The organism is Cyclobacterium sp. L-R, assembly GCF_056859355.1.
On sequence record NZ_JBSXOH010000024.1, the window covers coordinates 1 to 25,373 of the forward strand.

The following is a 25,373-nucleotide window of genomic DNA, read 5'->3' on the forward strand; positions in this document are numbered from 1 at the left end:
AAAGGGTTCGGAAAACGGGAACATAACTACAATACGTGGTTTCGACAGGCTCAACCACCGGAATCGTACCGGCGCCTGACCTTGTCGAAGGCAAGGGTTTCAGAAACTCAACCAGCGCCTGAGCTTGTCGAAGGGAGAGGTCTCGGATAACGCGAACATTACTACGACACGTGGTTTCGACAGGCTCAACCACCGTGGGCGTAGCGGTGACTGAACGTGTCGTAGGCATAGTTCTCGGAAACCCAACCGGAGCCTGAGCTTGTCGAAGGCAAAGGGTTCGGAAAACCGGAACATAACTACAATACGTGGTTTCGACAGGCTCAACCACCGGAATCGTACCGGCGCCTGAGCTTGTCGTAGGCTAGGGTTTCGGAAACCCAACCGGCGCCTGAGCTTGTCGAAGGCAGAGGTCTCGGATAACGGGAACATTACTACGACATGTGGTTTCGACAGGCTCAACCACCGTGAAGGTACCGCCGCCTGAGCCTGTTGAAGGCAATGATATCAATGAAAACAAAAACGATATTACATAACGTGGTTTCGACAGGCTCAACCACCGTGAACGTACCGCCGCCTGAGCTTGTCGAAGGCAATGGTATCAATGAAAACAAACACGTTAATACATAACGTGGTTTCGACAGGCTCAACCACCGGAATCGTACCGCCGCCTGAGCTTGTCGAAGGCAATGGTATCGATGAAAACAAGTACGATATTACATGACGTGGTTTCGACAGGCTCAACCTCCGGAATCGTACCGTCGCCTGAGCTTGTCGAAGGCAACGCTATCGATGAAAACAAAAACGTTAATACATTACGTGGTTTCGACAGGCTCAACCACCGTGAACGCACCGTCGCCTGAGCTTGTCGAAAGCAATGGTATCGATGAAAACAAAAACGATAATACATGACGTGGTTTCGACAAGCTCAACTACCGTGAACGTACCGTTGCCTGAGCTTTTTTTAGCCTATAGGTATCACATTTACCATTTTTAACAAAGGATTTACCTTTTATGGGGAAGGCTGTTTGCGGAACTTTATAAAAATAAATTATGGGTAATAGCAAAGTGTCCCTTTTGTGAACCTCGTTCAAAAATATATAAAGAGGAAGAGAAAGCCAGCCATCAAACTGTTTAGAATGAGAAGGTTTTACTATTAATAAGAACGCTAAAAATTAAGACCGAGTTTACACAATTGAGGCAAGAATTAGATCGCATTAAACGTCAGAGCCATGAAAACTAGAAAAAATAAAACAAACAAAATTCCAAAAACATACAGCAGCGCACTAATATTTGGTCTGCTCGTAATGGGTATACTGATTTTGCAGGCATGTCAAAATTCCACTGATGAAAATTCCCTTCAGGAACAGGACGTGGAACAAGAACATCCCAATATCACCAAATTGAAAAAGCAAAGTGATGAATTTATACCGGATATCATTCAGCTGAATGAAAATGTGTATGTGGCCGTGGGCTATGATAGCTCGAATGCTTCTATGGTAGTTGGAGAACAAGGAGTGGTGATAATAGATGCCCTTCGTGCCTTGGGAGCCGCAGAAAAAGTGGCGGAAAAGTTCCGGGAAATCAGCTCCAAGCCTGTAAAGGCCGTGATTTACACGCATGGACATGAGGACCATACTGGAGGAACAGCTGCTTTTGTAGGTGATAGCAAAAACGTTAAAATCATAGGCAGCGAGGGATTCAAGGAAGAACTGCAAGAACATTCTCCTGTAGAACCTATACTAAGAAAAAGAAACGGAAGGCAATTTGGACGGGATTTACCAGCTGAAGTGGTAATCAATAGAGGTGTAGGCCCTGGAAGCACTTCGGCGGATAGAGTTGGAGAAGGCTACCTTGCGCCAAATACCACATTTACCGATTCCTTGTTAATTAACCTTGCAGGTTTGAATTTCGAACTTTAGGCTGCTGATGGAGAAACAAATGATGCGCTATTTGTTTGGATACCTGGGCTGAAGACCTTATTTACGGGAGACAATTACTACAAATCCTTTCCCAATCTATATGCCATTCGAGGTTCCCAATACAGAGATGTCAAATCCTGGGGGGAGGCAATACAGAAGATGAGTACCTATCCGGTGGAGAACCTTGTACCTGGCCATACCCGCCCAGTTTCAGGAAAAGCAGAGGTTCACAGCAACCTCACAAATTACGCAACAGCGATAACAAGTGTCTACCAACAAACCATCGCCGCCATGAACAAAGGATACACCCTGCAACAAACCGTAGACAGTGTTACATTGGCCGATAGCCTAAGGAACAAGGCAAACTTACAGGAGTTTTATGGTTCCGTGCCATGGGGTGTACGTTCGATATTTCTTCACTATGTAGGTTGGTTTGATGGAAACCCTACAAACCTTACCCCCCTTTCTGCTTCAAAGGAGGCCAATAACATAATAGCTCTTGCAGGAGGTGCAGATAAGTTATTTGAACAACTTAACCAGGCTTTGGAGGAAGGAAATAACCAATGGGGCTTGCAATTGTCGGACTACTTGCTCGAAACCGGCTATGAAAAACCAAAAGTCACTGAGATTAAAATAAAACTGTTAAGGGCTTTGGCTGCAAAACAAGTAAATGCCCCTGCTAGAAATTATTATCTCTCCTATTCTTACGAATTAGAGAAAAATACAGAACGATAAGTCAAGAAGCACGTTGAGCATTAGGTGGCTGTAAGTCGATGACCCTATATGGCTGCTTATTATTAAAAAACACCATGAAATTTTTAAAACGGAATTACGATTGGATGATTGTTGCCCTATTGGCGGCATTACCGATGCTTGTATTGGCTAAAATGATCCAAATAGATTGGCAAAATGGTCTTACCATCTCACTTGTGGAAAATGCAGTAGGAGAAGACAGAACCACTTTGGAGATGTTGTACCATGTTTCAGGTGAATTTGCCATCCGTTGGATGACGGCAGTGCTCACCTGCACCCCGTTTTTTATCCTCTTTGGGATCACCAACCTATTTGTAAGACAAGCCATGGGCATTGCTACGGCAGTTTGGAGTTTGGTGCATTTTGTTCTGTTTATTTGGGCAGAAGGTTTTGCGGAAACCTTCACCCAAGTCAATTACATTGCAGGCTTTGTAGCTGTTTTAATTCTGATCCCTCTCCTACTGACTTCCAACAGGAAATCAATGAAACGACTCAAAGCCACATGGAAAAATCTGCAAAGTTATTCTTATGTAGCCATAATATTGAGCTTGCTACATGTTGCACTCCTGGAAAAAAACTGGCTGGTCTATGCGGTGGTAGTGGGCTTGGGTTTTGTCATTAGAATTCCAGTCGTAAAAGAAAAGATCATTGCGAATAGGTTAAAATTAAGCAAAGCATAAACCATTATTAACTATGAAAATTGCAATAACTTCAGCTAGCGGACAATTGGGTGCGGCCATTGTCAACGCACTTGTAAAGGAAATTGGAAAAGAAAATGTAATCGCCATCGCAAGGACTACCGAAAAGGCCAAACACCTGGGTGTGGAAGTTAGAAAGGGAGATTATACCAAGCGAGAAGATTTTGACCTGGCCCTAAAAGGGGTTGACAAGGTTTTGCTTGTTTCGGGAATGGACGAACCCTCAAAAAGGATTCAGCAACACCGAAACGTAATCGAAGCCGCCAAACAAAACGGTGTGAAAACAATAGTATATACCAGCATAGTAGGAGACGAAGTCAATACTGCATTTAGCCCTGTGGTGCAAAGCAATCGCCAAACCGAAGAAGATGTGCGTAAATCCGGGCTTGACTGGGTCATAGGAAGAAATGGCATTTATATAGAACCTGATCTGGAATACATTGATATCTATGTGAAGGAAGGGGAAATAAGAAACTGTGCCGGTGATGGTAAGTGTGCCTATACCAGCAGAGAAGCCTTGGGTTTTGCTTATGCACGAATGCTTTTGGACGACAAGCACAAAGGTAATACCTACAATCTGGTAGGAGAAGCCATTACCCAGAGCCAATTGGCCGCAGCAATCAATCAGGTTTACAAGACCAATTTAAAATACACAGCCGTGCCTGTAGAGGAGTATAAAAAGGAACGGCAGGCGGCTTTGGGTGACTTTATAGGCACCATCATTGCAGGAATTTATGAAGGCATAAAAGATGGGGCCAACGATGTACCTTCAGACTATGAAAAAGCTACAGGACTACAGCACCCCTCTCCTTTGGACATGTTAGAAAACTACCAACAAACCACCCAAGAAAATAAAGAAATGAGCATCATAGAAAACATCCTAAAAACAGTAGTTCTGGAGGAAGCCATCCTCATAGAGAAAGTAGCCCTTTCAAAAAGCCTCTATAAAATTCGCTTGCAAAATGAGGGCATTCGCAAGGCCAATTTTATTCCGGGATCCTTCTTGAGGATGGGCATAGGTATAGGCCAGGAACAACTGTCGATGAAAGACAAAATGCGAAGCTACAGTGTCTGGGACATCAATCAGACAGAAGGTTTTGTGGATGTAGCTATTGCAACGCACAGTAATGGTATTGGTGCAAAATGGGTGAAGGCTACTCAAGTGGGCGATTCAGTCTATTTCAAGTGGAAAAAAGGAAAGTTCTTGGCCGATGACACTGCAGACAGTTACCTGATGGTAGGTGATCTTTCTGCCCTCTCCCACCTGTATATGATCCAAAGAAACATAGGTAAGGAAAAGCAAGTGGCAAGTATATTGTACAGTCAGCAAAAAAGTGATTTGTTCCCTGACGTAGATGGCAGTTTACCCTTTGATTTTTATGAACTGCCTCGAAATCCTAGTGAAGAGGTCATTGCCAAGGTAAAAGAAATAGCCCCTAAGCTAAAGGGAAAAAAGATAGTTTATATCGCTGGAGATAGTAGAATATGTGTGGCATTGAAAAAATTTTTCAGAAATGAGTTGGGATGGGAAACCCGTCAAATCAAAACAAAACCTTTTTGGAACCCAGAAAAGAAAGGCTTGGAATAAAGAAGGTATTACAAGCCAAATTACATACAATACATTACCAAGTTCAATTGTTAATTAATAAAACCAAACTAAAGACCAGATAGCAATAAGTCATTGGAAAGTATTTTTAATTATTGAAATCATATAGGTAAAATAAATTTATATATTTGTTGATAAATCAATATATAAATCTAATAAAGGTTAAAAACTATAAGTATAATTTTTTCAACAGCTTTTTTACGTATATAAAATAAGGCCTCTTTTTTTTAATGGCATAAAAAATAAAAGGTGTGTGTTTCAATTTTTAATAGTATGAAATTTCTATTTTTACCCATTTACACATTTATTGTGATGGCAATGTCTATTTCTGATGGATTTGCCAACAATTATTATTTGTCCGATGAAAAGGGAGATGACAATCGCAGTATAGAGGAAGCCCAAAATCCAGCTACTCCATGGAAAACCATTGAGAAGATCAATTCCCAGTTCGATATTATAAAGCCTGGAGATTCCATTTTATTCAAAAGAGGAGAAATCTTTTATGGTTCATTGCATATTAAAGCTTCAGGTTCCCCTTCTTCACCAGTAGTAATTGGTGCCTATGGGACAGGCTTAAAGCCTTTAATTACTTCTTTCCAAGAAATCAAAGCATGGAAAGCGAAAGGTAACGGTATATTTGAAAGTACAGCTCCAGTCAATTCAAACGCCGTTAAGGTTCTTTTGATCAATAGGGAAATCCATGAAATGGGTAGGTATCCCAATGTAGACATAGAAAATGATGGATACTTGACCATTGATAAGGTAAGAACCAATATGATCCAAAGTGATCAATTAATCAGTAACCATGATTGGAAAGGAGCAGATGTAATTATCAGGACCAAGGATTGGGTAATAAACAGGTACAATATAACATCACAAACTGGCCAACAAATTCATTACAATGGAGGCATTAGTAATTACAAAGCACAGGAAGGTTATGGTTTCTTCATTTCAAACCATATAAGTACACTGGATTCATTTGGGGAATGGTATTTTAACCCTTCAACAAAAAAAATAAGTGTCTATTTGGGAAATGTGAACCCTTCTACATTGAAAGTGGAAGTTAGTACCTTAGACAACTTATTGACCAAAGACTATAAAGAAAGTTATGTTAGGGTTGAAAACATTCAATTTAAAGGTGCCAATGGGAACAACCTGCATTTGGAAGGTGGGGATCACATTGTTATAAGTGATTCTGAAATTGAATTTTCCGGGGAAGATGGCATCCATTCCCGGGGAGTTTCAGACCTCATCATAGAACGCAATATTGTTCGGCATTCCTATAACAATGGCATGTACTTAAAATATGGAAATGACCGGGCAATAGTCCGCGATAATGAAGTTAGCAACACTGCTATGGTTATTGGAAGAACCCAAAATGATGATGCTTCAGGAATTGGAATCTTCGCCAACGGAGAAAAGATACTGATTCAGAACAATTCAGTAATTAACACAGGCTTCAATGGCATTCAGTTTAGCGGAAATCATACGGTGGTTAAGAATAATTTCATTGACACCTACTGTTTGATAAAAAGTGATGGAGGTGGAATTTACACCTTCGGAGGGGTAGAATACCAGGCTTATACCGGTAGAAAAATAGAAGGAAACATTGTCGTAAATGGCATTGGCAAAACAACTGGTGTTCCTAAAAGAGGAGTCGAATACAAGGTATTGGTAGAAGGTATTTTTCTGGATGATAATTCAAACAATATATCGATCATCGGCAATACTGTAGGCAATACCACGAATAGTGGGCTAAAAATAGCCAATGGAAACACCATCTATGTAAGTAACAATTCATTTTTCAACAACCAGTATTCCATCACCTTGGGAAATAGTAGCATTGGTCAGGACACAAGAAAGGTAGACATCGAAAAAAACCAATTTTTCACTAAGCTTGCTGATCAATATTCTTATGGGATCAAGACCCATAAAAACGACATTTCTTTGATGGCTGATTTTGACAACAATTACTTTTTCAGACCCTTGAGCGATGAATACAGTATCAATCACCAATATACAAAAAACGGAGTAGTAGAAAGTGCAGTAGATGACCTTAGTCATTGGTCTGCAAAACATGCTAAAGACCGAAATTCCACCAGCAATTCCATTGAATTTTCAAGGTATACTGTTCGCAAGAAAATAGGAAACAGCTTGTACCCTAATACTGCCTTCGAGCGAAATATAGCAGGTTTATCCTGCAATGATTGCCAATCTTCCTGGCAGGACGATAGTAAAATGGCTGGAGGAGCGCTTAAAGTCACAAGTTCTGCATCCAGTTCGGTAAAACTAAATTTGGGTGCCTTAAAAAAAGACAAGACCTATTTGCTGTCAGTGAAGGCTTATGCGAATAAAGAGGGCCCTCTGGCTTTTAACCTAAGATTTACGGATAGTCCATGGGAGAGATTGTCGCCAATATCTACCTTTAATATCGACAAGGAGGTCAATACCTATGAAGTACTGATATCTCCCTATCAGGATGAGAATGAAGTTTCTTTAATGATCAGCTCTTCAGAGAAAAACATGACTTATTGGCTGGATGATTTAGAATTTGTAGAAGCCGAAGCCTCTGTGGTCAATCCTGACGAAGTTATGTTATTCGAAGTAAACCCTTCAAATAGCAATAAAACCATTACTTTATCAGGAACTTATGTTAATGCGAAATTAGAGCAGTTTTCAGGTAAGGTAACTATCCCTCCTTTCGGATCTCTTACACTTTTTAAATTGTCTGAGAAAAGCAAGGCCAATGAGAATTTAGAAGACTTGCACTACCATACTTGGCAAGATGGCAGTATTGAATTCAATGAAATAAATTTCGAAAAAATCAATAATGAATTCATTAGCAACTCAAATTTCAACACCAATACCTCAGCAAGCAATGAGAAGATTTTCCAATCTGAAAGGTATGCCTCCTTGCTGGAGTTGCAAATACCTATTGAAAATGGAACCTATACTATAAAAACATACCACAACGAGCTATATTTTGGTAAAGGAGGCCCAGCGGCCAAAGAAGGAAACAGGGTTTTCGACATCTTAATTGAGGATAAGGTGGTCAAGAAAGATTTTGATCTGTTTATCGAGAGCAATAATGAGCCCGTAACTCATACCTTCGAATCAATAGATATAATTGATGGGGTTTTAAACCTTAAAATGCTCGCAAGTGCCAACAATGCCTCGATTTCCGGACTATCCATTATTCGGGAAAAAGCAGCCGGCCCACCAATTTCAGATTACACTTACTTCTTAAACACTGGTGGAGAAACGGATGCAGAATTAATTGGAATTACTTACCTGGCGGAGACAGCCACTGATAGCCATTATAATGAAGGATCGGGTCGTTTCGAAAATGCAGAACTGGAAGCAGAACCCATGTTCCAAACAGAAAGAAATGGAAAAAACCTGGTCTACAACTTTCCTGTCCCCAATGGTACCTATACCGTCTTTACCATGCACAATGAACTTTGGTTTGGGCATGAAGGAGGTGCTCCTTCGGCTGGAAAAAGGGTTTTTGACATTACCTTAGAGGGTGAAACCTTAAAAAGCAACTTTGATATTTTTGAAGAAAACAAAAATTATCCTATGCTGTTATCCTTTGAAAACATAGTGGTCGATGATGGGATATTAAGCTTACAAATGACGGCTAAAGAAAATAATGCCAGCATATCCGGGATTGCCTTGATAGGTAGTGAGGTAAAAAATAACAACATAAAATCTAGCTTAAAAAGCTTGCAACAAATTTATAATAATCGGCACAAAGAAGAAGAATTCTTTACCGGTTCAGAAGATGATATCCGTATATTTCCAAATCCTGCCAAAGGAGATGTACAATTAGAAATCAACACCATAATTGGAAAAGGAAGTGTCTATATTCACAATATGAACGGACATTTACTCAGTCATTTTGATTGGAATAAAACCACAGAGGAAAAGCTCAACATTCCAATAGACAATCTTTCTAAAGGCCTTTACCTTTTAAGTGTTAGCAATGAGCAAACCATCATCTACCAACAAAAGCTAGTTGTAAGCCCTTAGAGTGCAAGCTATATCGTCACAATTTCTTATAAAATTGAGCTACAGTTGAACCCGAAATATGCAATAGACAATCTATTACGTGCTGAAATCGCTTCAAAATCAGCCGCTTAGTTGCTATTTTCGACTTCACCATAGCAATGCTATGACTCAGTCTCCAAATAGCCTGATTTTCTTGCGATTGCAACACTTCCCGTAATCACGGAACAGGCATCACCCCTGACCTTGTCAGGGCGGAGAAATCCTATTATAATCCGGGTTGAAGGAAAAAAATAGTTCTGACCTGTATTTATCACAACCTTTCTCTTACCTAAGCAGTTTGATATTTAACAACTTATGATGATCAATTAAAATATCAGAATTTGCTGTTTTATAGATACCTAAAAAGGTCGGCATTGTGAATAAGTTATTTTGTAACGGTCAGTTTTTAAACTTATATTGAAGCAGTAATAAAACGACAGGCCACAATAGGGTGTTCCGTTGTCATAAGAAAAAATTCACCGAATAAAGGAAAAAAAGTCAAGTCTGAACTTGTCGAAAAAGGACTATAAAATGGAGTAGACCAAACCCTTATAACTATTTAACTATGATACGTAAAAATTTATTATTAATGCTTGGCCTATGTGCCCTATTGACTTTCAGCTGTGACGAGGATGAAGCCGATCCCCCTGCAAAAGTAAGTGTTCAAACCTTTGATATCGATCTGGACAATGCATATTCTATCCCAATGGTAGAAGGAAGGGATGAAACGGGAAATATCAAAATGAACTTGTTTGATGACAATTCTTTGGAATTCACTATTACAATAAACAATCTATTGGCAACAGATGCATTGACCATGGCCCATGTTCATACAGGGGATGTTGTTACAGCAGGAAGTGTAGCCATTACCCTGGTAGACGGTACGGAAATCGCCTTTTCAGGGAACACGGCTACTGGAACAATTACATTAAGTGACAGTGAAATAGCTACTTTAAAAGGCAGTGATGTATATGTCAATGTACATTCAACAGATAAAGGTTCGGGCTTGGTTAGAGGGCAAATAGATCAAACCATAGACAATGCATTCAATGTAGCTTTATCTCCTGCCAATGAAGTGCCTGCTATAACTGATAGAAATGAATCAGGCGCTGCTTATTTGAGAGTAATAGGTACAACTTTGTACTATAGCGCCGTAGTGAATGACTTGGACGCTACAGATGCGATCACGGCAGGTCATATCCACAATGGATCAGCAGAGGTAAATGGAGGGGTACTGGTAAACCTAGGCTTTACAGACAATGCCCAACTTGGCATAACCAAAAGCCTAACTTTAACCGACGCAGAGCTTACCGCCTTAAAAAATGATCCTTTATATGTCAATATCCATTCTGTGCAACATGGAGGTGGATTGCTACGTGGTCAGATCAGGTAAACCATTAAAACGCTACTCTTAACTTTTCTATTTGGCAACTGGGCATTATTTAGGTGGGCTTCAGTTGCCAAATTTATTTATACCAAAAAAGAAGACATTGCCAAGAAACACTTTTAGGATTTCTAATAGTATTATTTCCTTATGACAGTTTTTTCATTGCTATTCATTTCAATAATAATTGGCTTCTTTATTTATACCTGGAAGCGAAAAAAGAACAAAGTTTGGATTAGGCCAAGTGAACCATTCCCTACAGAATGGCGAACAATATTGAACAACAATATACCTTATTATAAGTCACTGTCTGATGATGAAAAGAAGCGCTTTGAGCTCAAAATTCAAGAGTTTCTATTAAATTGCAAGATCACGGGCGTAAAGACCAATGTAGATGAAACGGATAAAATATTAGTTGCAGCCAGTGCCATAATTCCAATTTTTGGGTTTGAAGACTGGAAATATGTCAATCTCTATGAGGTTTTGATTTACCCGACTTTGTTCAACGAAAAGTTTGAAACAGAAGGTGAAGAAAGAAGGGTTTCAGGAATGGTCGGAAATGGACCTATGGAAGGTGTAATGATATTGTCTCAGAAAGCCCTAAGACTTGGCTTTCAAAATGAAACAGACAAAAAAAACACTGCCATCCATGAGTTTGTACATCTAATAGACAAGGTAGATGGGACAGTAGATGGTATTCCGGCTTTGCTAATGGAAAAGCAATATGCAATACCATGGCTGGATTTTATCAGTAAAAAGATCGAAGAAATTCATGAAGGAAAATCTGACATCAACCCCTACGGAGGGACCAATCGGGCTGAGTTCTTTTCCGTTGTAAGTGAGTACTTTTTTGAAAGACCAAAATTACTTAAGCGAAAACACCCTGAACTTTACAAGCTATTAGAGGGAATATTCAAACAAGACATGGCTAAAAGAAATCTAAAAAAATAAATTTTTTCATTGAATGCTATACATCAAATTCGACATTAAAGACAGTACAAAGTTTGAGGATTTTCAAAAATTGTACGAACATATGGAGAATGTCAGGCAACCCGGTTTCAAGTTTGAGGAACCTGAGCCCACTATTATTGATTGGGATAATTTATCAAAGGAGGAAACAGATGAAGCTTATAAAAAATTAATTGATTCATTGGATGAAGACCCTGCTAAAGAAAGATACAAGTCATTAATTCCTGACTATGCCAATGATTATTTAGAGAAATACCTGGAAGTAGACAACGACAAATTAGGGGTATTGGGCATTCAAAAAGCGCTGTCAATATTTAATTATTTAGAATTTGATTTTGAGGTATACCTGACTGGGCTTGGAAAGCAAAATGAACATTTCGGGATCATAGAATATGAGACTGATAACTTCCCATACGGTGGTATCGATCGGTTCTTAATGGTAATGAAAGCATTTGATTTACAACCTAAAGAATGCTTTGACGGGTTTACTATTTTTGAATTTGAATGGGAATCTGATTATGAATACGAGCCCATTGAATTCCCAGAAAAAACCAAAGAATACCTGAACAGAATAAGGGAATAAGCTACAAAGGGTTCGAAGGTGTTCAATGGTTAGATTTGAGCTATCAATAGAAAGGCAATTACCCTTGGCATAAACCATAACCCTATCAACAATTTGCTGTTCATTTTTCGGCCTCCGATTAGGGATTTAAATGTAAATAGGGAGTACCATGATTAATGAAAATGATTTGGTTGAATCAATTCTTGTTCGCGATTTCAACAACAATTCAGTTGATCTGATTAAAAAATTTAAGGGCAAACCACTTTTGGCCATTGTCTATAACAACCAATGTTTGGGTTGTACTGGAAGAGCAATACCACTGGCCTATGAATTACAAAAAGAGAATGAGGAGATACAAGTTGTCGGAATTCATACAAGCTTCAACTCTAGTCAGGCATCTGAAAGTGACATAAAAAGTATTTTTACGGTAGATGCGCTTCCTTTCCCAATTTTTCTAGACAATGGAAGAGCTGTGTATGATCAGTTTGAGTCATCGGGCACCCCTCAATGGGTTATAATTACCAAAGAGGGTAAATTATCTCGCACCATATTCGGCTCCCAAGAGGGTGCACAGAATCGCTTGTACTATGCAATTGAGCAGTTAAAAGCAAAGTAGCCAATCGCCAATTTACTTTTATAGCAAAACGGAATACACGCTTAATCCATTTTCAACAATCAGGGACATTAATCCCTATAATTGGAAACTAAAATCCGGCCTGGGTTAGCTAAAAAACTTTACTTTTTAATATCATGAAACCGAGTTGATCAGGTTTCAATCAATTATTCTTAAATTGAAGTAAATTTACAAAAATGTTTCACAAGACCTCCTTTCACTCATAAGCCATTGCCCATAGGGTAGCTTTTGACCCCACTTGACATTCCCATTTATGAAAATGTACATTGTCGTAAAAGACAGCATTCCAGATAAATTAATCCCAGTCATTACTGCCCATGCTTCTTTGGCCTGCTACAAAAAATTTGAAGAAAATGAACAGATGATCAAATGGATTAATGGAATATTTAAAAAAGTGGTTTGCGTAGTTAATGAAGATGAATTTGCGCGCTTGAAAAAGGAGTCCGATCATGTTTTGTTAACAGAGTCAGCCTTAGATAACCAAGAGGTTTGCCTGGCATTTTGTCCAAGAGAAGAATACCCCAAGAAATTCAAGTTTTTAAAGATGTGGACGCCTCAAGGGCTAAAATAAATGGAAAACCAACTTTTTAATTTGTTCCTCAAAAAAGGAAACATTGTCATTAAAAGCTGTGAATATAGAATCAGCTTGCAACTAGATTATGAAAATGGGGATCATTGCCAATTGGCTTATTCTGATACACAAGATCTCATTCAACTCTTAACAAGGCTTTCGCAGCAAATATGGGAGGATGAAAATTACACAAAAACACCCTATGTAAAGCAATTGTACCTAGAAAATCTAAATACCTTCAGTTGGAAAATGGATTCATCGGAATTGTTCATTGAATTCAACGAAATAGAAAATGCCATACTACTTAAACACAAAGGCAATAACCCTCTGCATTTAGAGATAAACCAGGTGGTGGAAATGGTTCAAATTCTGGAACGGTTAAATATTTAACTAGGCTTGTTGATTGCTCCTTTTCATTTTCATAACTGCCTAGTATTTTTTTATAGTTTTAAGGTTTTATAGAAACGATAGCCCTATTTTTGATGGATAAGGTTATTTGTTCAAGGTAGCAGGCTAGCATAATAAAAAAATTGAATGTCATTCTCCAAGGTAGGCGGTAAACCTTATAACCTTTAGCTTCAAATAGTTTAACTAAAAATAATGGGATTAAATATTGTATTAATTGAACCAGAGATTCCCACGAATACAGGAAATATTGGTCGATTAAGTTTAGGTTCGGGGTCAACACTACACCTTGTAAAACCCTTTGGCTTTGAATTAAGTGACAAAAGATTAAAAAGAGCAGGACTGGATTATTGGAAGCATATTTCTCTCTTTATTTATGAGAGTATTGAGGAATTTTATGCAAAGAACAAAGGCAAACAATTTGCTTACTTCTCAAGTCATGGGACACAAGATTACTGTTCAATTGATTATAAGGAAGACATGTTTCTTGTTTTCGGTAAAGAATCCACCGGTTTGCCCGAAAAAATAGTAAAAGAAAACAGTGATTTAGTATATAATATACCCATTTACAGTCCACATATCCGGAGTTTAAACTTGGCCAATGCAGTAGCTATTGTTGTATATGAAGGGATAAGAAACTTAAAAACACAATAAAACATGTCTTCAGAAAAACCAAAACAAGAGAAAGCAAGGCTACATCCACGCAACAAGAACCGAGAAAAATATGATTTGAATGCCTTATCAGCCGCTATCCCGGCATTAAAAAATCACATAAAACCCAGCAAATCCGGGGAAGCCTCTATTGATTTTACAAACCCCCTTGCTGTTAAACTTTTAAACCAAGCGATACTTCATCACTATTATGGGATAAAACACTGGGAATTTCCTCAAGAAAATTTATGTCCTCCAATACCTGGAAGAGCAGACTACCTCCATTACATGGCTGATCTATTAGCTGAAAACAATGCTAACAAGATCCCAACTGGAGACAAATTCACTTGTCTTGATATCGGCATAGGGGCCAGTTGTATTTATCCAATTATTGGAGTGACAAACTATGGATGGAAATTTATTGGGTCTGATATTGATCCAAAATCAATTGCATCGGCCCAGCTCATTGTACAAACAAATCCCTCCTTAAAAGGTAAAATTGAATGTCGTTTGCAAAAAGAACCTGAATCTATTTTTAAAGGCATAATTAACCCCAACGACAGAATCGATTTAACAATAAGTAATCCCCCTTTTCATGCTTCGATTGAAGAGGCTCAAAAAGGAACACGGAGAAAAATTATGAACCTATCGGGTAAAAAGGTAAAAACACCTACTCTCAATTTTGCAGGAATAATCCATGAGCTTATTTATGATGGTGGAGAAGCCAGATTTATTCAGAAAATGATTAGCGAAAGCAAAAAGTCTTCTAAAAACTGTTTTTGGTTTTCAACATTGGTTTCCAAAGAGTCAAACCTTAAAAGGATTTATAAATTATTAGAACAAGTAGGTGCAAATCAGGTGAAAATGATCCCCTTGGGAACAAATAATAAATCTAGCCGAATAGTAGCTTGGACATTTCTCACGGAGGATGAAAAACAAACGTGGATCAAAAAGAGATGGTAAGTCCCATTATTTAATCAACAATAGTTGGACTAGTCATTTGGCTTATAATTTTAATCCAATGTAGCAATAAATTAACTTTCTCTATTTCTGATTCAAACACTTTCTAAATCCCAAAATCAACTCCTCCCCTATTTATTTCATCCCTAATTCAGGCTGAACAGGTCTTCAATTTTTCAATGAATACTATGTCATTTCCAGTATCCCAAAACTCATTTTTCACATGTAACTTATAGCATAAGATAATTTTAATTGCAATTCATGGAAAAAAAAGGAATGCGCTTATCTTTGCTTCAGTAACTAATTATACAGGATAAAGTATGAGTACCATGGCCTGATCAAGTTTATTTTGGTATAAGTTACTTAACCTACCAAGTTCCTATTGAAAAATACAACTCCGTTCATCATCTAAAATAAATACTGTCTAATGAATCGAATATTTACTGCCTTTTTTTTCCTCCTAATACATACCAATCTTTTTGGACAGACTATAGAAGGAACTGTAATCAACGGTAAAAAAGAGCTGATTTCTGATGCTCAAATACTGAACCTAGCCACTAAAGACCATACCCATAGTGATGAAAATGGCAAATTTCTACTGCAAAACATTTCCCTTGGAGACACGCTTAAATTGTCTCACATAGGGTTTGAGGTGAAAAATGTAACTATTGAATCGTTAACTTCTCCCCTAGTTATTCTACTTGAGGAAAAATCCATCTCCTTGGAAGGCGTGGTAATTTCACCAAAAACAAATGCCTTAAACCTTATTACAGCCATAGACTTACAAACCAATCCGGTTAACTCTTCCCAGGATATTTTAAGACAGGTGCCAGGGCTTTTCATTGGGCAACATGCTGGAGGTGGAAAGGCAGAGCAAATATTTTTAAGGGGTTTTGACATAGACCATGGCACTGATATTGGAATAACAGTAGATGGTTTGCCTGTCAATATGGTCTCCCATGCACATGGTCAGGGCTATGCAGATCTGCACTTTGTTATTCCTGAAACGGTTGATAAAATTGATTTTGGCAAAGGACCATATTATGCAGACAAGGGAAATTTCGCTACTGCGGGCTATGTGAATTTTAAAACAAAGAGAAATCTGGATCACAGTTCCATAAAAATAGAGAAGGGGCAGTTTAGCACCAACCGTATTTTGGGCATGTTTGATGTTTTAAACAATAAAAAGCACGATGCCTATATTGCCACTGAATACATTAGTACGGATGGTCCATTTGAAAGCCCTCAGAATTTCAATAGAATTAACTTGTTTGGAAAATATACTGGAAATATTACCCCTTTAGATAAGCTGGGAGTTACCTTCTCTCATTTAACAAGCAAATGGGATGCTTCTGGTCAAATCCCACAAAGAGCTGTTGACCTGGGAATGATTAGTCGCTTTGGTGCCATTGATGATACTGAAGGAGGCAATACTGGTAGAACCAATGTCATGGTCAATTATGAAAAATTTATAGATGAACAATCGTTTATAAAAAGCAGCGTATTTTACAGTAAATATGATTTTGAGTTGTATTCGAATTTCACCTTCTTTCTTGAAGATGAAGTCAATGGAGATCAAATTAAACAAAAGGAAAGTCGGAACATCTATGGTTTAAATAGTGAATATTATCGCTCATTTTCATTTAATGAAGTGGAGGCGACTCTACAGGCCGGTGTTAATCTAAGAAATGACCAAAGCAATAGCAATGAGCTGTCTCATACGTTAAATCGTAGGCAGACCCTTGCACAGATCCAATTTGGAAATATTATTGAAACCAACTTAGGTACTTATATCAACACTAACTTTTATTATAAAAAGTGGACGTTTAACCCCTCTATTAGGCTTGACTACTTTGATTTCCAATACAATGATGCTTTACAAACTACCTATCTAACCCAGACCTCCTCTAAGACCATTGTCAGTCCAAAGTTGAATGTTTTATATGATTATACTCAAAACCTTCAATTGTACTTAAAAGGAGGCAAAGGTTTTCATTCAAATGACACCCGGGTAATCCTTGCTCAAAACGGAAAGGAAACCCTACCTGCAGCTTACGGCTTGGATGCTGGACTTGTATGGAAACCTGTCCCTATGTTATTGGTAAATGCTGCCTACTGGTACTTGTTCTTAGAACAGGAATTTGTTTATGTAGGAGACGCTGGCATAGTGGAACCAAGTGGAAAAACCCGAAGACAAGGAATTGATTTAAGTATCCGCTATCAGCCATTGAAATGGTTGTTCTGGAATTTTGACACCAACTATACACATGCCAGGTCAATGGAAGAGGAAATCGGAAATGATTATATTCCTTTAGCCCCTGATTTCATAATAGAAAGCGGACTAAGTGCCATTCATAAATCAGGTATTTATGGCGGGGCAAATGTACGGCATATCAAAGACAGGCCTGCCAATGAAGACAATTCGATTGTAGCAAAAGGCTATACAGTGGTAGATCTAAACATGGGCTACAAATGGAAAAGTTTAAACTTCGGTATACAAATTCAAAACCTTCTAAACACCGAATGGAATGAAACCCAATTTGCTACAGAATCAAGGTTGCAAAATGAAACAACAGCCATAGAAGAAATTCACTTTACTCCAGGCTCTCCATTTTTTATTAAAGGTGTAATTGAATACAAGTTTTAATTGAAATAAGCTATTGGGAATGATTAGGGATAAAAGAATTTAAACTTTCTTTTATCCCCCTAAATTCATTTGGTTCTTCTTAAAGTGACTTCGCATTAAAGGTATCTCCTTGTGCAATATCTCCAGTTTCAAAACCTTTTTTGAACCACCTTACCCTTTGTTCAGAGGTGCCATGGGTGAAGGAATCGGGCACTACCCTTCCCGAGGATTGCTTTTGCAATCGATCATCTCCGATGGCATTGGCTGCATTCAATGCCTCTTCCAGGTCTCCTTCCTCCATCATACTCATCTTACTCTCCGAACGATTTGCCCACACTCCGGCAAAAAAATCGGCTTGTAATTCTAACATCACAGAGTATTTATTGTATTCTGTCTCACTAACTTGTCCCCTAAGTTTGTGAACCTTATCCGTAAGCCCCATTAATTTCTGCACATGATGCCCTACTTCATGTGCTATTACATAGGCTTGGGCAAAGTCTCCCGGAGCATTTAACTTTTGCTCCATATCGTGGAAAAAACTTAAATCGATGTATAACTTCTCGTCACCTGGACAGTAAAAAGGACCTGTAGCACTAGAGGCAGAGCCACATGCCGAAGAAACCGAGCCCGTAAATAAGACAAGAGTGGGTTCACGGTAATTGTCCAATATTTCATTCCAAACATCTTCCGTACTTGCCAAGATTGTCGCACTAAAATCTGCCAGTTCTTTTTCCTCATCTGTACCTTGGTAGGCAGATGATGAAACTTGCTGACTGCCATTTCCGGAAATTAAACCACTGAGTAAAGTCAAAGGATTATTACCGGTAATAAAAGAAACAACAATAAATAAACCTGCAATGACCAAGCCCACTTTTGAAAAAAGAATTTTGATCAAGGGGCCCATCAGCATGGGACTAAAACCACCAAAACCCCTACTGGGGCCAGACTGCCCTCTACGGTCATCGACATTTGAACTTTGACGTCTACCTTGCCATTTCATACTTGGAATTTATTGGGTGGTGAATATACTATTCTAATTTTTACTTAAATATATTTAAATTATTATCCTTCAGAAGGATAAGGTTAAAATAAAGTTTCCTTTCCTAATCAACCAATATGGTAAAACAGGAGAGGTTAAGCCTAAAAGCTAACATTCTTCATGCCACAATCAAGTGGTAAATTATTTAACTTGAAGGTTATTATATAGTTGTAATCCTTTTAATAGCAAAATTCTTAAATAAACTGATAAGTTCTTTTGATTATATTTACCCTTTAAGAATAGCATACATCGCAATCTACTTATTAAGCAAAACCAACCACAATGGCAGAAGACAAACCAAGATTGGCAAGATTGACGGCAATGCTGACTCAATTACAAGCCAGAAAGATAGTAACGGCAAAGGAAATAGCTGATAAACATAAGGTGAGCATAAGGACAATTTATCGAGATATCCGAACCCTTGAAAAATCTGGAATCCCTATTGTCACGGAAGAAGGAAAAGGCTATTCTATCATTGAAGGTTATAAAATACCTCCAGTTTTATTTACCCAAGAAGAAGCCAATGCCCTCATCACCGCGGAACAACTGGTAAGAAAAAACAAAGACCTTTCTTTGACCGAACAGTTCGAAAGTGCCATCACAAAAATCAAGGCAGTTTTAAAATACACGCAAAAAGAAAAGACGGAACTACTGAGTAGCAGAATTCAAGTACGCAATAATAGGGAGCATGAAAAAACCAGCTCTTACCTAATTCAACTCCAATCTACCATTGCCAATTATCAATTGGTAAATATTAATTATCTCTCTTTATACCAACAAGTAAGTCAAAGGGAAATTGAACCATTCGCCTTGTATACCACAAATGACAATTGGGTGCTTATTGCATTTTGCAGGTTAAGGAAGGATTTCAGATCTTTTAGGTTGGACTGTATCCAAAATATGGAAATAATGGAAGAGCATTTCAGCCCACACAACATGAGCTTGCAACAATACCTAGAACAGTGCAGAGAAAAATACCAAAGCACCCCTGACATACCTATGACACAAGTCTAAATTACATTTGCAAGGAATCAAAAATGAAAAATATGCAAACCGTAAAAATTGAACCATTTAAAATCATAGGATTATCCATAAGAACGACCAATGAAAATGGTCAGGCTACGAAAGACATTGCCGATCTCTGGGGGAAGTTTATGGCTGAAAACACATTAGCTATGATCCCTAATAAAATTACACAGGACATTTATTCTTTGTACACAGATTACGAAGATGACCATACTAAACCCTATACGACAATACTTGGATGTAAAGTAAGTAGCTTGGACAAGATTCCTGAAGGAATGGTTGGAAGATCCTTTGATGGAGGAAGCTATGTAAAAAGCAGTACTAAAGGAGATTTGAGGCAGGGATTAATTGTTAAGCATTGGTCAAAAATATTCGAGATGGACTTGAATAGAACTTATTTAGCGGACTTTGAAATTTATGGCCAAAAAGCACAAAACCCATCAGCTGCTGAGGTGGATATTTACATAGGTGTAAATCAATAATTGTGTGTCGCAAATGGAATTAGTAACAAACCCGAAGGTAGAGAAAGTTTTCGCCAATTATCCAGATTTCGTGAGACCAAAAATGCTATACCTGCGGCAATTGGTTATCGAGACAGCAGAAGAAATTGAAGGCCTATCTAAATTGGAAGAAACTTTAAAATGGGGAGAACCAAGTTACATTACAAAAAAAGGCAGTACACTGAGAATTGACTGGAAAGAAAAGACAGCAAATCAATATGCCATGTATTTCCAATGTACGAGCAGATTGATCCCCACGTTCAAATTGGTCTTCAACCATCAATTCTACTTTGAAGGAAATCGTGCTATAATATTTCCACTCGACCAAAAAATACCCGAAGCTGAATTGAAAGAATGCATTAAAGCTTGCCTTACTTACCATAAAGTTAAAAACATGATGACTTTGGGGATTTAAATTCTTGGACCCAACTTATAAACGAGCGTAAATTGAAAAAGCCCTTATTTTGAATTAAAAGGGCTTTTTCAATATAGGAAGGGATTGCATTTTACCTTATATTGACCCTTCACCACATATAAAGCAAAACAAGTGAAAGAAAAAACTTCCGTAATATGAAGTGCAATTTCCTATGAAGAGAATCCCTCTAATTATCCTTTATGGCCTTTTTATATTGCTGATTGGCTGTAAAGAACCTGATCCATTTAAAGTATTGGAAGCCAGCTATTTTTACGAATACATTGAAGCATTTAACGAAAATGACAATGAGTTATACAAGCAATACCTGCCCAATGACTCCACTTTTGCTTTTCTCTCACAGAATATCCCTATAATAGAAATACCTGATAAGGAAATAGAAGAAATCTACTATTTCCGATGGTGGACTTTTAGAAAACACATCAAGCAATCGGAAGATGGCTTTGTCATCACAGAGTTTCTACCAAAAGTCCCATGGTCGGGAAAACACAATACTATAAATTGCCCGGCAGGACATCATATTTATGAAGGTAGATGGCTTAGAGACCCAATATATATAGCTGACTATATAGATTTCTGGCTTAATAAATCAGGTGATGGCATCCGTAAATATGGATTTTGGGTCGCTGATGCAATACTTGCTTTTCAAAAAGTACATAGAAATGATTCATTAATTGCCAGTCAATTGGATTTATTGGTTGACAATTACAAGGAATGGGAACGGACAAGACTGGACAGCAATAAAATGCTTTTTTGGCAATTAGATGGCCTAGAGGGTATGGAAGTTTCTGTAAGTGGAAGAATCCTCAACGGAGGAAAACCTATTGGCGGAATGGAAGCAATTAGGCCAAGTATGAACAGCTATATGTTTGGTGACGCGAGAGCCATTGCCACTTTGGCCAAACTCACCAATAAGCAATCATTGGTTCAGGATTTTGATGCAAAAGCACAATTGATAAAGCAGGAGATACAGCAACGTTTGTGGAACGAGGAGCTTGACTTTTTTACGGTACTTCCAAGAGCTTATTCCGAAGCAAGTAAACCCATAAACGTCAGAGAGCTTATTGGCTACACACCCTGGTATTTCAATCTACCTGATGACCGGATCAACTATTCAATAGCATGGAACAAGCTTATGGACACTAAGGGCTTTTATGCACCCTATGGTTTGACTGTTTGTGAGCGGTCTCATCCTTTTTTCGAAATAAACTATACCGGCCATGAATGCCAATGGAACGGTCCTTCATGGCCTTATGCCACCACACAAACGCTCAAAGGACTTTCTAATTTGTTAAACAATTATTCCCATCAGGGGAATGTTTCAAAAGAAGATTACTATCAGCTTTTGTTGCAGTATGCTAAAAGCCATGTTATAATTGATGAGAATGGAAAGCAACAAAAATGGATAGATGAAAACTTAAATCCTTTTACTGGAGATTGGATATCGAGAACCCGACTCAAAACCTGGGAAAATAGAACTTGGTCCCAAGCAAAGGGAGGGGAAGAAAGGGGAAAAGATTATAACCATTCTGGATTTTGTGATTTGGTTATTGCTGACTTTTTAGGTCTTAAATTGGGGTTGGACAATACTATTGAGGTAAATGCCCTAGTTCCTGAAACCTGGGATTGGTTTTGTCTGGACAAGGTCAATTACAGAGGTAGGGAACTTACCGTGATATGGGATAGGACAGGTAAAAAATATCAAAAGGGAAAAGGGCTTATGCTTTATATTGATGGTGAATTAAAGGCAAAAGCTCTGCATATCGAACAACTCAAGTATTCATTGTAAATGGTAAGAAAGCCAATTCATGGAACCAAAATAAACTGTAATTCAATAAGGAATGACTATTTTTAAAAGTTCCCTTCCTATACTAAAAAGCAAATGCCACTATCATTTGCATACAATTTATTTACCAACACCTTGAATTAAATGCAAAAATTAATTGACTATATCAACAGTATTTCTCCCATTACTGAGCATACGGTAAAGGAAGTAGGCACATTATTTACCTTTAGGCAAATAGCAAAGAATGATATTTTTATTGATGCTGGTGTTATTGCTAAAAAAATAGGCTTCCTGGAAGAGGGAGTTATTAGGGCTTATTTTAGAAATAAAAGAGGTCAAGAATACAACAAACACTTTTTCAAAGCTCCATGTTTTATAGGAGGTTATTCCTCCTTGGTTACTGGAAAACCAAACCAAATCATCCAACAAGCAATGACCGATTGCAAGTTAAGGGAAGCCAATTCTTCAAAGCTAATAGCACTATATGATAAGCACCAAGATTTAGAACGCATGGCCAGAATCCTCTCAGAGCGATATTTTGTTCAAAAAGAGCAACGAGAAGTTGAAATTGTTCTTTTAAATGCCAGTGAGAGGTACCTGATTTTTAAAAAAGAGTTTTCTGACCTAGAACAAATCATCCCTCAATACCATATTGCATCCTATTTAGGAATCACTCCAACGCAACTTAGTCGAGTCAGACAAAAATTATCAAAAGAATAATTTCTTTACCTATGTAAATGCACTACATAAAAAAAGGTATGAACTTGCCCAAACTATTCTATTTACGCATTTAATACCAAAAGATGAATTATTCTATTGTGATTTTATTTACCTCCTTCTAAAGGATATAATCATTGGTATAGAGAATGGTTTTCAGGAATTTGAAAAAAAGCATTTATTAAAAACTAAAATGATCCCATCAGGTAACAAAGTACTTATCACGGGTGGAAACAAAGGCATTGGTTTAGCCCTTGCAAAAAAATTCCTAAAGCTAAACAACCAGGTAATTATAACTGGGAGAAACGTAGAAGATCTACAAGCTGTAAAACAGTGTTTTCCAGAAATCCATATCATAAACTGTGATTTAGCTACAAAAGAGGGTTTAGAAAAACTGACTCAGTATATTAAAAAGGAGCACCAGGACCTGAATGTATTAATTAATAATGCAGGTATACAATACAACCATACCTTTGCAGAAGATCCAGAAGCTTTAAAGAAAATAGAATTCGAAACACAGATCAATTTTCTTGCCCCTATTAAGCTTACGGCTTTGCTTTTACCTATTCTAGAACAAAATAGTAATGTAGCCATTGTAAATGTAAGCTCAGTCCTTGCACTTGTCCCCAAAGTCGTGGCCCCAATCTACTGTGCTAACAAAGCAGGATTGCATATTTTCACTAAAACCCTAAGGCAACAATTGAAGAAAGTAAAAGTTTTTGAAATTTTGCCTCCTCTTGTTGATACAGCCATGACCAAGGGAAGAGGAAAAAATAAAATCACAGCAGAAAAGCTCGTAGATGAATTTATGTTCGCTTTTGAAAAAAACAGGTATGAGGTAAGAATTGGAAAGGTTAAACTATTATTAATCCTTAACCGAATAAGTGCAAGTTTGGCTAGCCGAATAATTAACAAAGATTAGTTCTATAAGTATTAGGTAAACAGCTATAATTCATAGAAAAAGGTAAAATTATTAAGCAAGAATTAAAGTCAAAGGCTATTGATTTTTGTCTACATAGAAATTTTGGCTAATTTCAATCTTCCGTGAAAAACTTTAATCAACTAATACAAGCCTATTTTGGAGAACTTTCCGAGGAAGAGTTGGATATAGTTCAGTCCTACTTCTACGAGGAAAAACTACAGAAAAATGACTATTTCACCTACTCAGGGAAAATCTGCAATCGGCTTAGTATTGTTAAATCGGGTATTTTCAGAATCTACACTTTGTCTGATGGAAAAGAGGTCACCCAATGGCTGTCCAAAGAAGACCAACTTATCACCGAGATCATGGGATTCTTTTATCAGCAGCCAAACCGCTGGACAATTCAGGCAATAACAGATGTGAGCTTATTGACAATAAGTAAAGAGAACTACCTTAAGCTTTGTGAGAATTTCCCTAAATGGAATACAATTGAAAAGCAATTCATAGTAAAGTGCTTTGGCATGCTTGAGGACAGGGTTTTTTCTCATATTTCAATGACAGCAGAGGAAAGGTATGATTTGTATTACCAAAAAAACAAGGATTTATTTAATCTTGTACCCTTGCAATACATTGCTTCCGTACTTGGTATGTCGGCTGAAACCCTAAGTAGAATTAGAAAACGAAAAAGTAAAAATTCTTGATTTAAGTCAAGAGCTACTGAGTTGAAATTGTTGAATTTTGTATCAAAACAAAATAATTCGATAAAATGACTAAGGAAATGAATTCGCTTCTAAAACTTGAAGAAGTTGGCCAGTTTTTACTCGCTATACTCATATTTGCTAATTTAGATTACGCTTGGTGGGTTTTCCCTACATGTATTTTATTGCCTGACTTATCCATGCTAGGCTATTTGGTGAATCCAAAAATTGGAGCCTTGTTGTATAATTTCTTCCACCATAAATTGACGGCAATTTTGATATTTGCCCTAGGCACTAGCCTAAACATCCCAATACTAATATTAACAGGTATCATTTTATTTGGCCATTCAGCCATGGATAGAATTTTTGGTTATGGACTGAAATACAATGATGATTTCAAACATACACATCTGGGTAAAATTGGGAAGTAAGCCTAAAATTTAATAATTGTAACGAGCTAGAAA

The 25,373-nt window shown here is 37.7% G+C and carries 23 protein-coding genes; 22 read left to right on the plus strand and 1 reads right to left on the minus strand.

Going from position 1 to position 25,373, the window contains the following annotated elements; all coding sequences use genetic code 11:
* Nucleotides 1–1,229: 1,229 nt before the first annotated feature.
* The 14 genes from AC13EX_RS01580 (at nucleotide 1,230) to AC13EX_RS01645 (ending at nucleotide 17,809) form a co-directional block, all read left to right on the plus strand.
* Nucleotides 1,230–1,919 carry an MBL fold metallo-hydrolase gene (locus tag AC13EX_RS01580; protein WP_482891271.1) on the plus strand — a complete coding sequence of 230 codons (690 nt, stop codon included), beginning with the start codon at nucleotides 1,230–1,232 and terminating at the stop codon, nucleotides 1,917–1,919.
* Nucleotides 1,920–2,078: 159 nt separating this feature from the next.
* A complete protein-coding gene (locus AC13EX_RS01585; RefSeq protein ID WP_482891272.1) occupies nucleotides 2,079–2,654 on the plus strand; it encodes an alkyl sulfatase dimerization domain-containing protein in 576 nt (191 codons plus the stop codon).
* A gap of 74 nt (nucleotides 2,655–2,728) precedes the next feature.
* The gene (locus AC13EX_RS01590) at nucleotides 2,729–3,352 is read left to right on the plus strand and encodes a ferric reductase-like transmembrane domain-containing protein (protein ID WP_482891273.1); all 624 of its coding nucleotides are present in this window, start codon (nucleotides 2,729–2,731) and stop codon (nucleotides 3,350–3,352) included.
* A 13-nt stretch (nucleotides 3,353–3,365) separates the two neighbouring features.
* A complete protein-coding gene (locus tag AC13EX_RS01595; RefSeq protein WP_482891274.1) occupies nucleotides 3,366–4,958 on the plus strand; it encodes an NAD(P)H-binding protein in 1,593 nt (530 codons plus the stop codon).
* Nucleotides 4,959–5,249: 291 nt separating this feature from the next.
* On the plus strand, nucleotides 5,250–9,008 hold the full coding sequence (locus tag AC13EX_RS01600) for a malectin domain-containing carbohydrate-binding protein (protein ID WP_482891275.1): 3,759 nt from the start codon (nucleotides 5,250–5,252) through the stop codon (nucleotides 9,006–9,008).
* Between the two features lie 583 nt (nucleotides 9,009–9,591).
* Nucleotides 9,592–10,419 (plus strand): CHRD domain-containing protein, encoded by an 828-nt coding sequence (locus AC13EX_RS01605; RefSeq protein ID WP_339714936.1) that lies wholly within the window; start codon nucleotides 9,592–9,594, stop codon nucleotides 10,417–10,419.
* Between the two features lie 141 nt (nucleotides 10,420–10,560).
* Nucleotides 10,561–11,361 (plus strand): M90 family metallopeptidase, encoded by an 801-nt coding sequence (locus AC13EX_RS01610; RefSeq protein WP_482891276.1) that lies wholly within the window; start codon nucleotides 10,561–10,563, stop codon nucleotides 11,359–11,361.
* A 13-nt stretch (nucleotides 11,362–11,374) separates the two neighbouring features.
* Nucleotides 11,375–11,962: a hypothetical protein gene (locus AC13EX_RS01615; RefSeq protein WP_482891277.1), complete on the plus strand. Its 588-nt coding sequence runs from the start codon at nucleotides 11,375–11,377 to the stop codon at nucleotides 11,960–11,962.
* A 148-nt stretch (nucleotides 11,963–12,110) separates the two neighbouring features.
* Nucleotides 12,111–12,557: a TlpA family protein disulfide reductase gene (locus AC13EX_RS01620; RefSeq protein WP_482891278.1), complete on the plus strand. Its 447-nt coding sequence runs from the start codon at nucleotides 12,111–12,113 to the stop codon at nucleotides 12,555–12,557.
* A 271-nt stretch (nucleotides 12,558–12,828) separates the two neighbouring features.
* Entirely contained in the window at nucleotides 12,829–13,146 is a 318-nt protein-coding gene (locus AC13EX_RS01625) for a peptidyl-tRNA hydrolase (RefSeq protein WP_339714928.1), read from the plus strand.
* Nucleotides 13,147–13,536, plus strand: a complete 390-nt coding sequence (locus AC13EX_RS01630; RefSeq protein WP_482891279.1) for a hypothetical protein — start codon at nucleotides 13,147–13,149, stop codon at nucleotides 13,534–13,536.
* Nucleotides 13,537–13,746: 210 nt separating this feature from the next.
* Nucleotides 13,747–14,205 (plus strand): tRNA (cytidine(34)-2'-O)-methyltransferase, encoded by a 459-nt coding sequence (locus tag AC13EX_RS01635; RefSeq protein WP_482891280.1) that lies wholly within the window; start codon nucleotides 13,747–13,749, stop codon nucleotides 14,203–14,205.
* Between the two features lie 3 nt (nucleotides 14,206–14,208).
* The gene (gene rlmF / locus AC13EX_RS01640; RefSeq protein ID WP_482891281.1) at nucleotides 14,209–15,165 is read left to right on the plus strand and encodes a 23S rRNA (adenine(1618)-N(6))-methyltransferase RlmF; all 957 of its coding nucleotides are present in this window, start codon (nucleotides 14,209–14,211) and stop codon (nucleotides 15,163–15,165) included.
* Between the two features lie 424 nt (nucleotides 15,166–15,589).
* The gene (locus AC13EX_RS01645; RefSeq protein WP_482891282.1) at nucleotides 15,590–17,809 is read left to right on the plus strand and encodes a TonB-dependent receptor; all 2,220 of its coding nucleotides are present in this window, start codon (nucleotides 15,590–15,592) and stop codon (nucleotides 17,807–17,809) included.
* A gap of 79 nt (nucleotides 17,810–17,888) precedes the next feature.
* Here AC13EX_RS01645 and ypfJ read toward each other — a convergent pair whose 3' ends face one another.
* Nucleotides 17,889–18,788, minus strand: a complete 900-nt coding sequence (ypfJ, locus tag AC13EX_RS01650; protein ID WP_482891283.1) for a KPN_02809 family neutral zinc metallopeptidase — start codon at nucleotides 18,786–18,788, stop codon at nucleotides 17,889–17,891.
* A gap of 321 nt (nucleotides 18,789–19,109) precedes the next feature.
* On the opposite strand from ypfJ, the gene AC13EX_RS01655 reads away from it, so the two are divergent.
* From AC13EX_RS01655 to AC13EX_RS01690, 8 genes are all read left to right on the plus strand, one after another.
* A complete protein-coding gene (locus AC13EX_RS01655; protein ID WP_482891284.1) occupies nucleotides 19,110–19,841 on the plus strand; it encodes a helix-turn-helix transcriptional regulator in 732 nt (243 codons plus the stop codon).
* 23 nt (nucleotides 19,842–19,864) lie between these two features.
* Entirely contained in the window at nucleotides 19,865–20,335 is a 471-nt protein-coding gene (locus tag AC13EX_RS01660; RefSeq protein ID WP_482891285.1) for a GyrI-like domain-containing protein, read from the plus strand.
* Nucleotides 20,336–20,348: 13 nt separating this feature from the next.
* Entirely contained in the window at nucleotides 20,349–20,768 is a 420-nt protein-coding gene (locus tag AC13EX_RS01665) for a DUF1801 domain-containing protein (protein WP_482891286.1), read from the plus strand.
* Between the two features lie 172 nt (nucleotides 20,769–20,940).
* Nucleotides 20,941–22,575, plus strand: a complete 1,635-nt coding sequence (locus AC13EX_RS01670; protein ID WP_482891287.1) for an MGH1-like glycoside hydrolase domain-containing protein — start codon at nucleotides 20,941–20,943, stop codon at nucleotides 22,573–22,575.
* A gap of 141 nt (nucleotides 22,576–22,716) precedes the next feature.
* A complete protein-coding gene (locus AC13EX_RS01675; RefSeq protein WP_482891288.1) occupies nucleotides 22,717–23,292 on the plus strand; it encodes a Crp/Fnr family transcriptional regulator in 576 nt (191 codons plus the stop codon).
* A 190-nt stretch (nucleotides 23,293–23,482) separates the two neighbouring features.
* Complete coding sequence (locus tag AC13EX_RS01680) at nucleotides 23,483–24,211, plus strand: SDR family oxidoreductase (protein WP_482891289.1); 729 nt, start codon at nucleotides 23,483–23,485, stop codon at nucleotides 24,209–24,211.
* A 122-nt stretch (nucleotides 24,212–24,333) separates the two neighbouring features.
* Nucleotides 24,334–24,912, plus strand: coding sequence for a Crp/Fnr family transcriptional regulator (locus tag AC13EX_RS01685; protein ID WP_482891290.1), 579 nt, complete (start codon nucleotides 24,334–24,336; stop codon nucleotides 24,910–24,912).
* 77 nt (nucleotides 24,913–24,989) lie between these two features.
* Nucleotides 24,990–25,340: a DUF4260 domain-containing protein gene (locus tag AC13EX_RS01690; RefSeq protein ID WP_482891291.1), complete on the plus strand. Its 351-nt coding sequence runs from the start codon at nucleotides 24,990–24,992 to the stop codon at nucleotides 25,338–25,340.
* Nucleotides 25,341–25,373 lie beyond the last annotated feature (33 nt).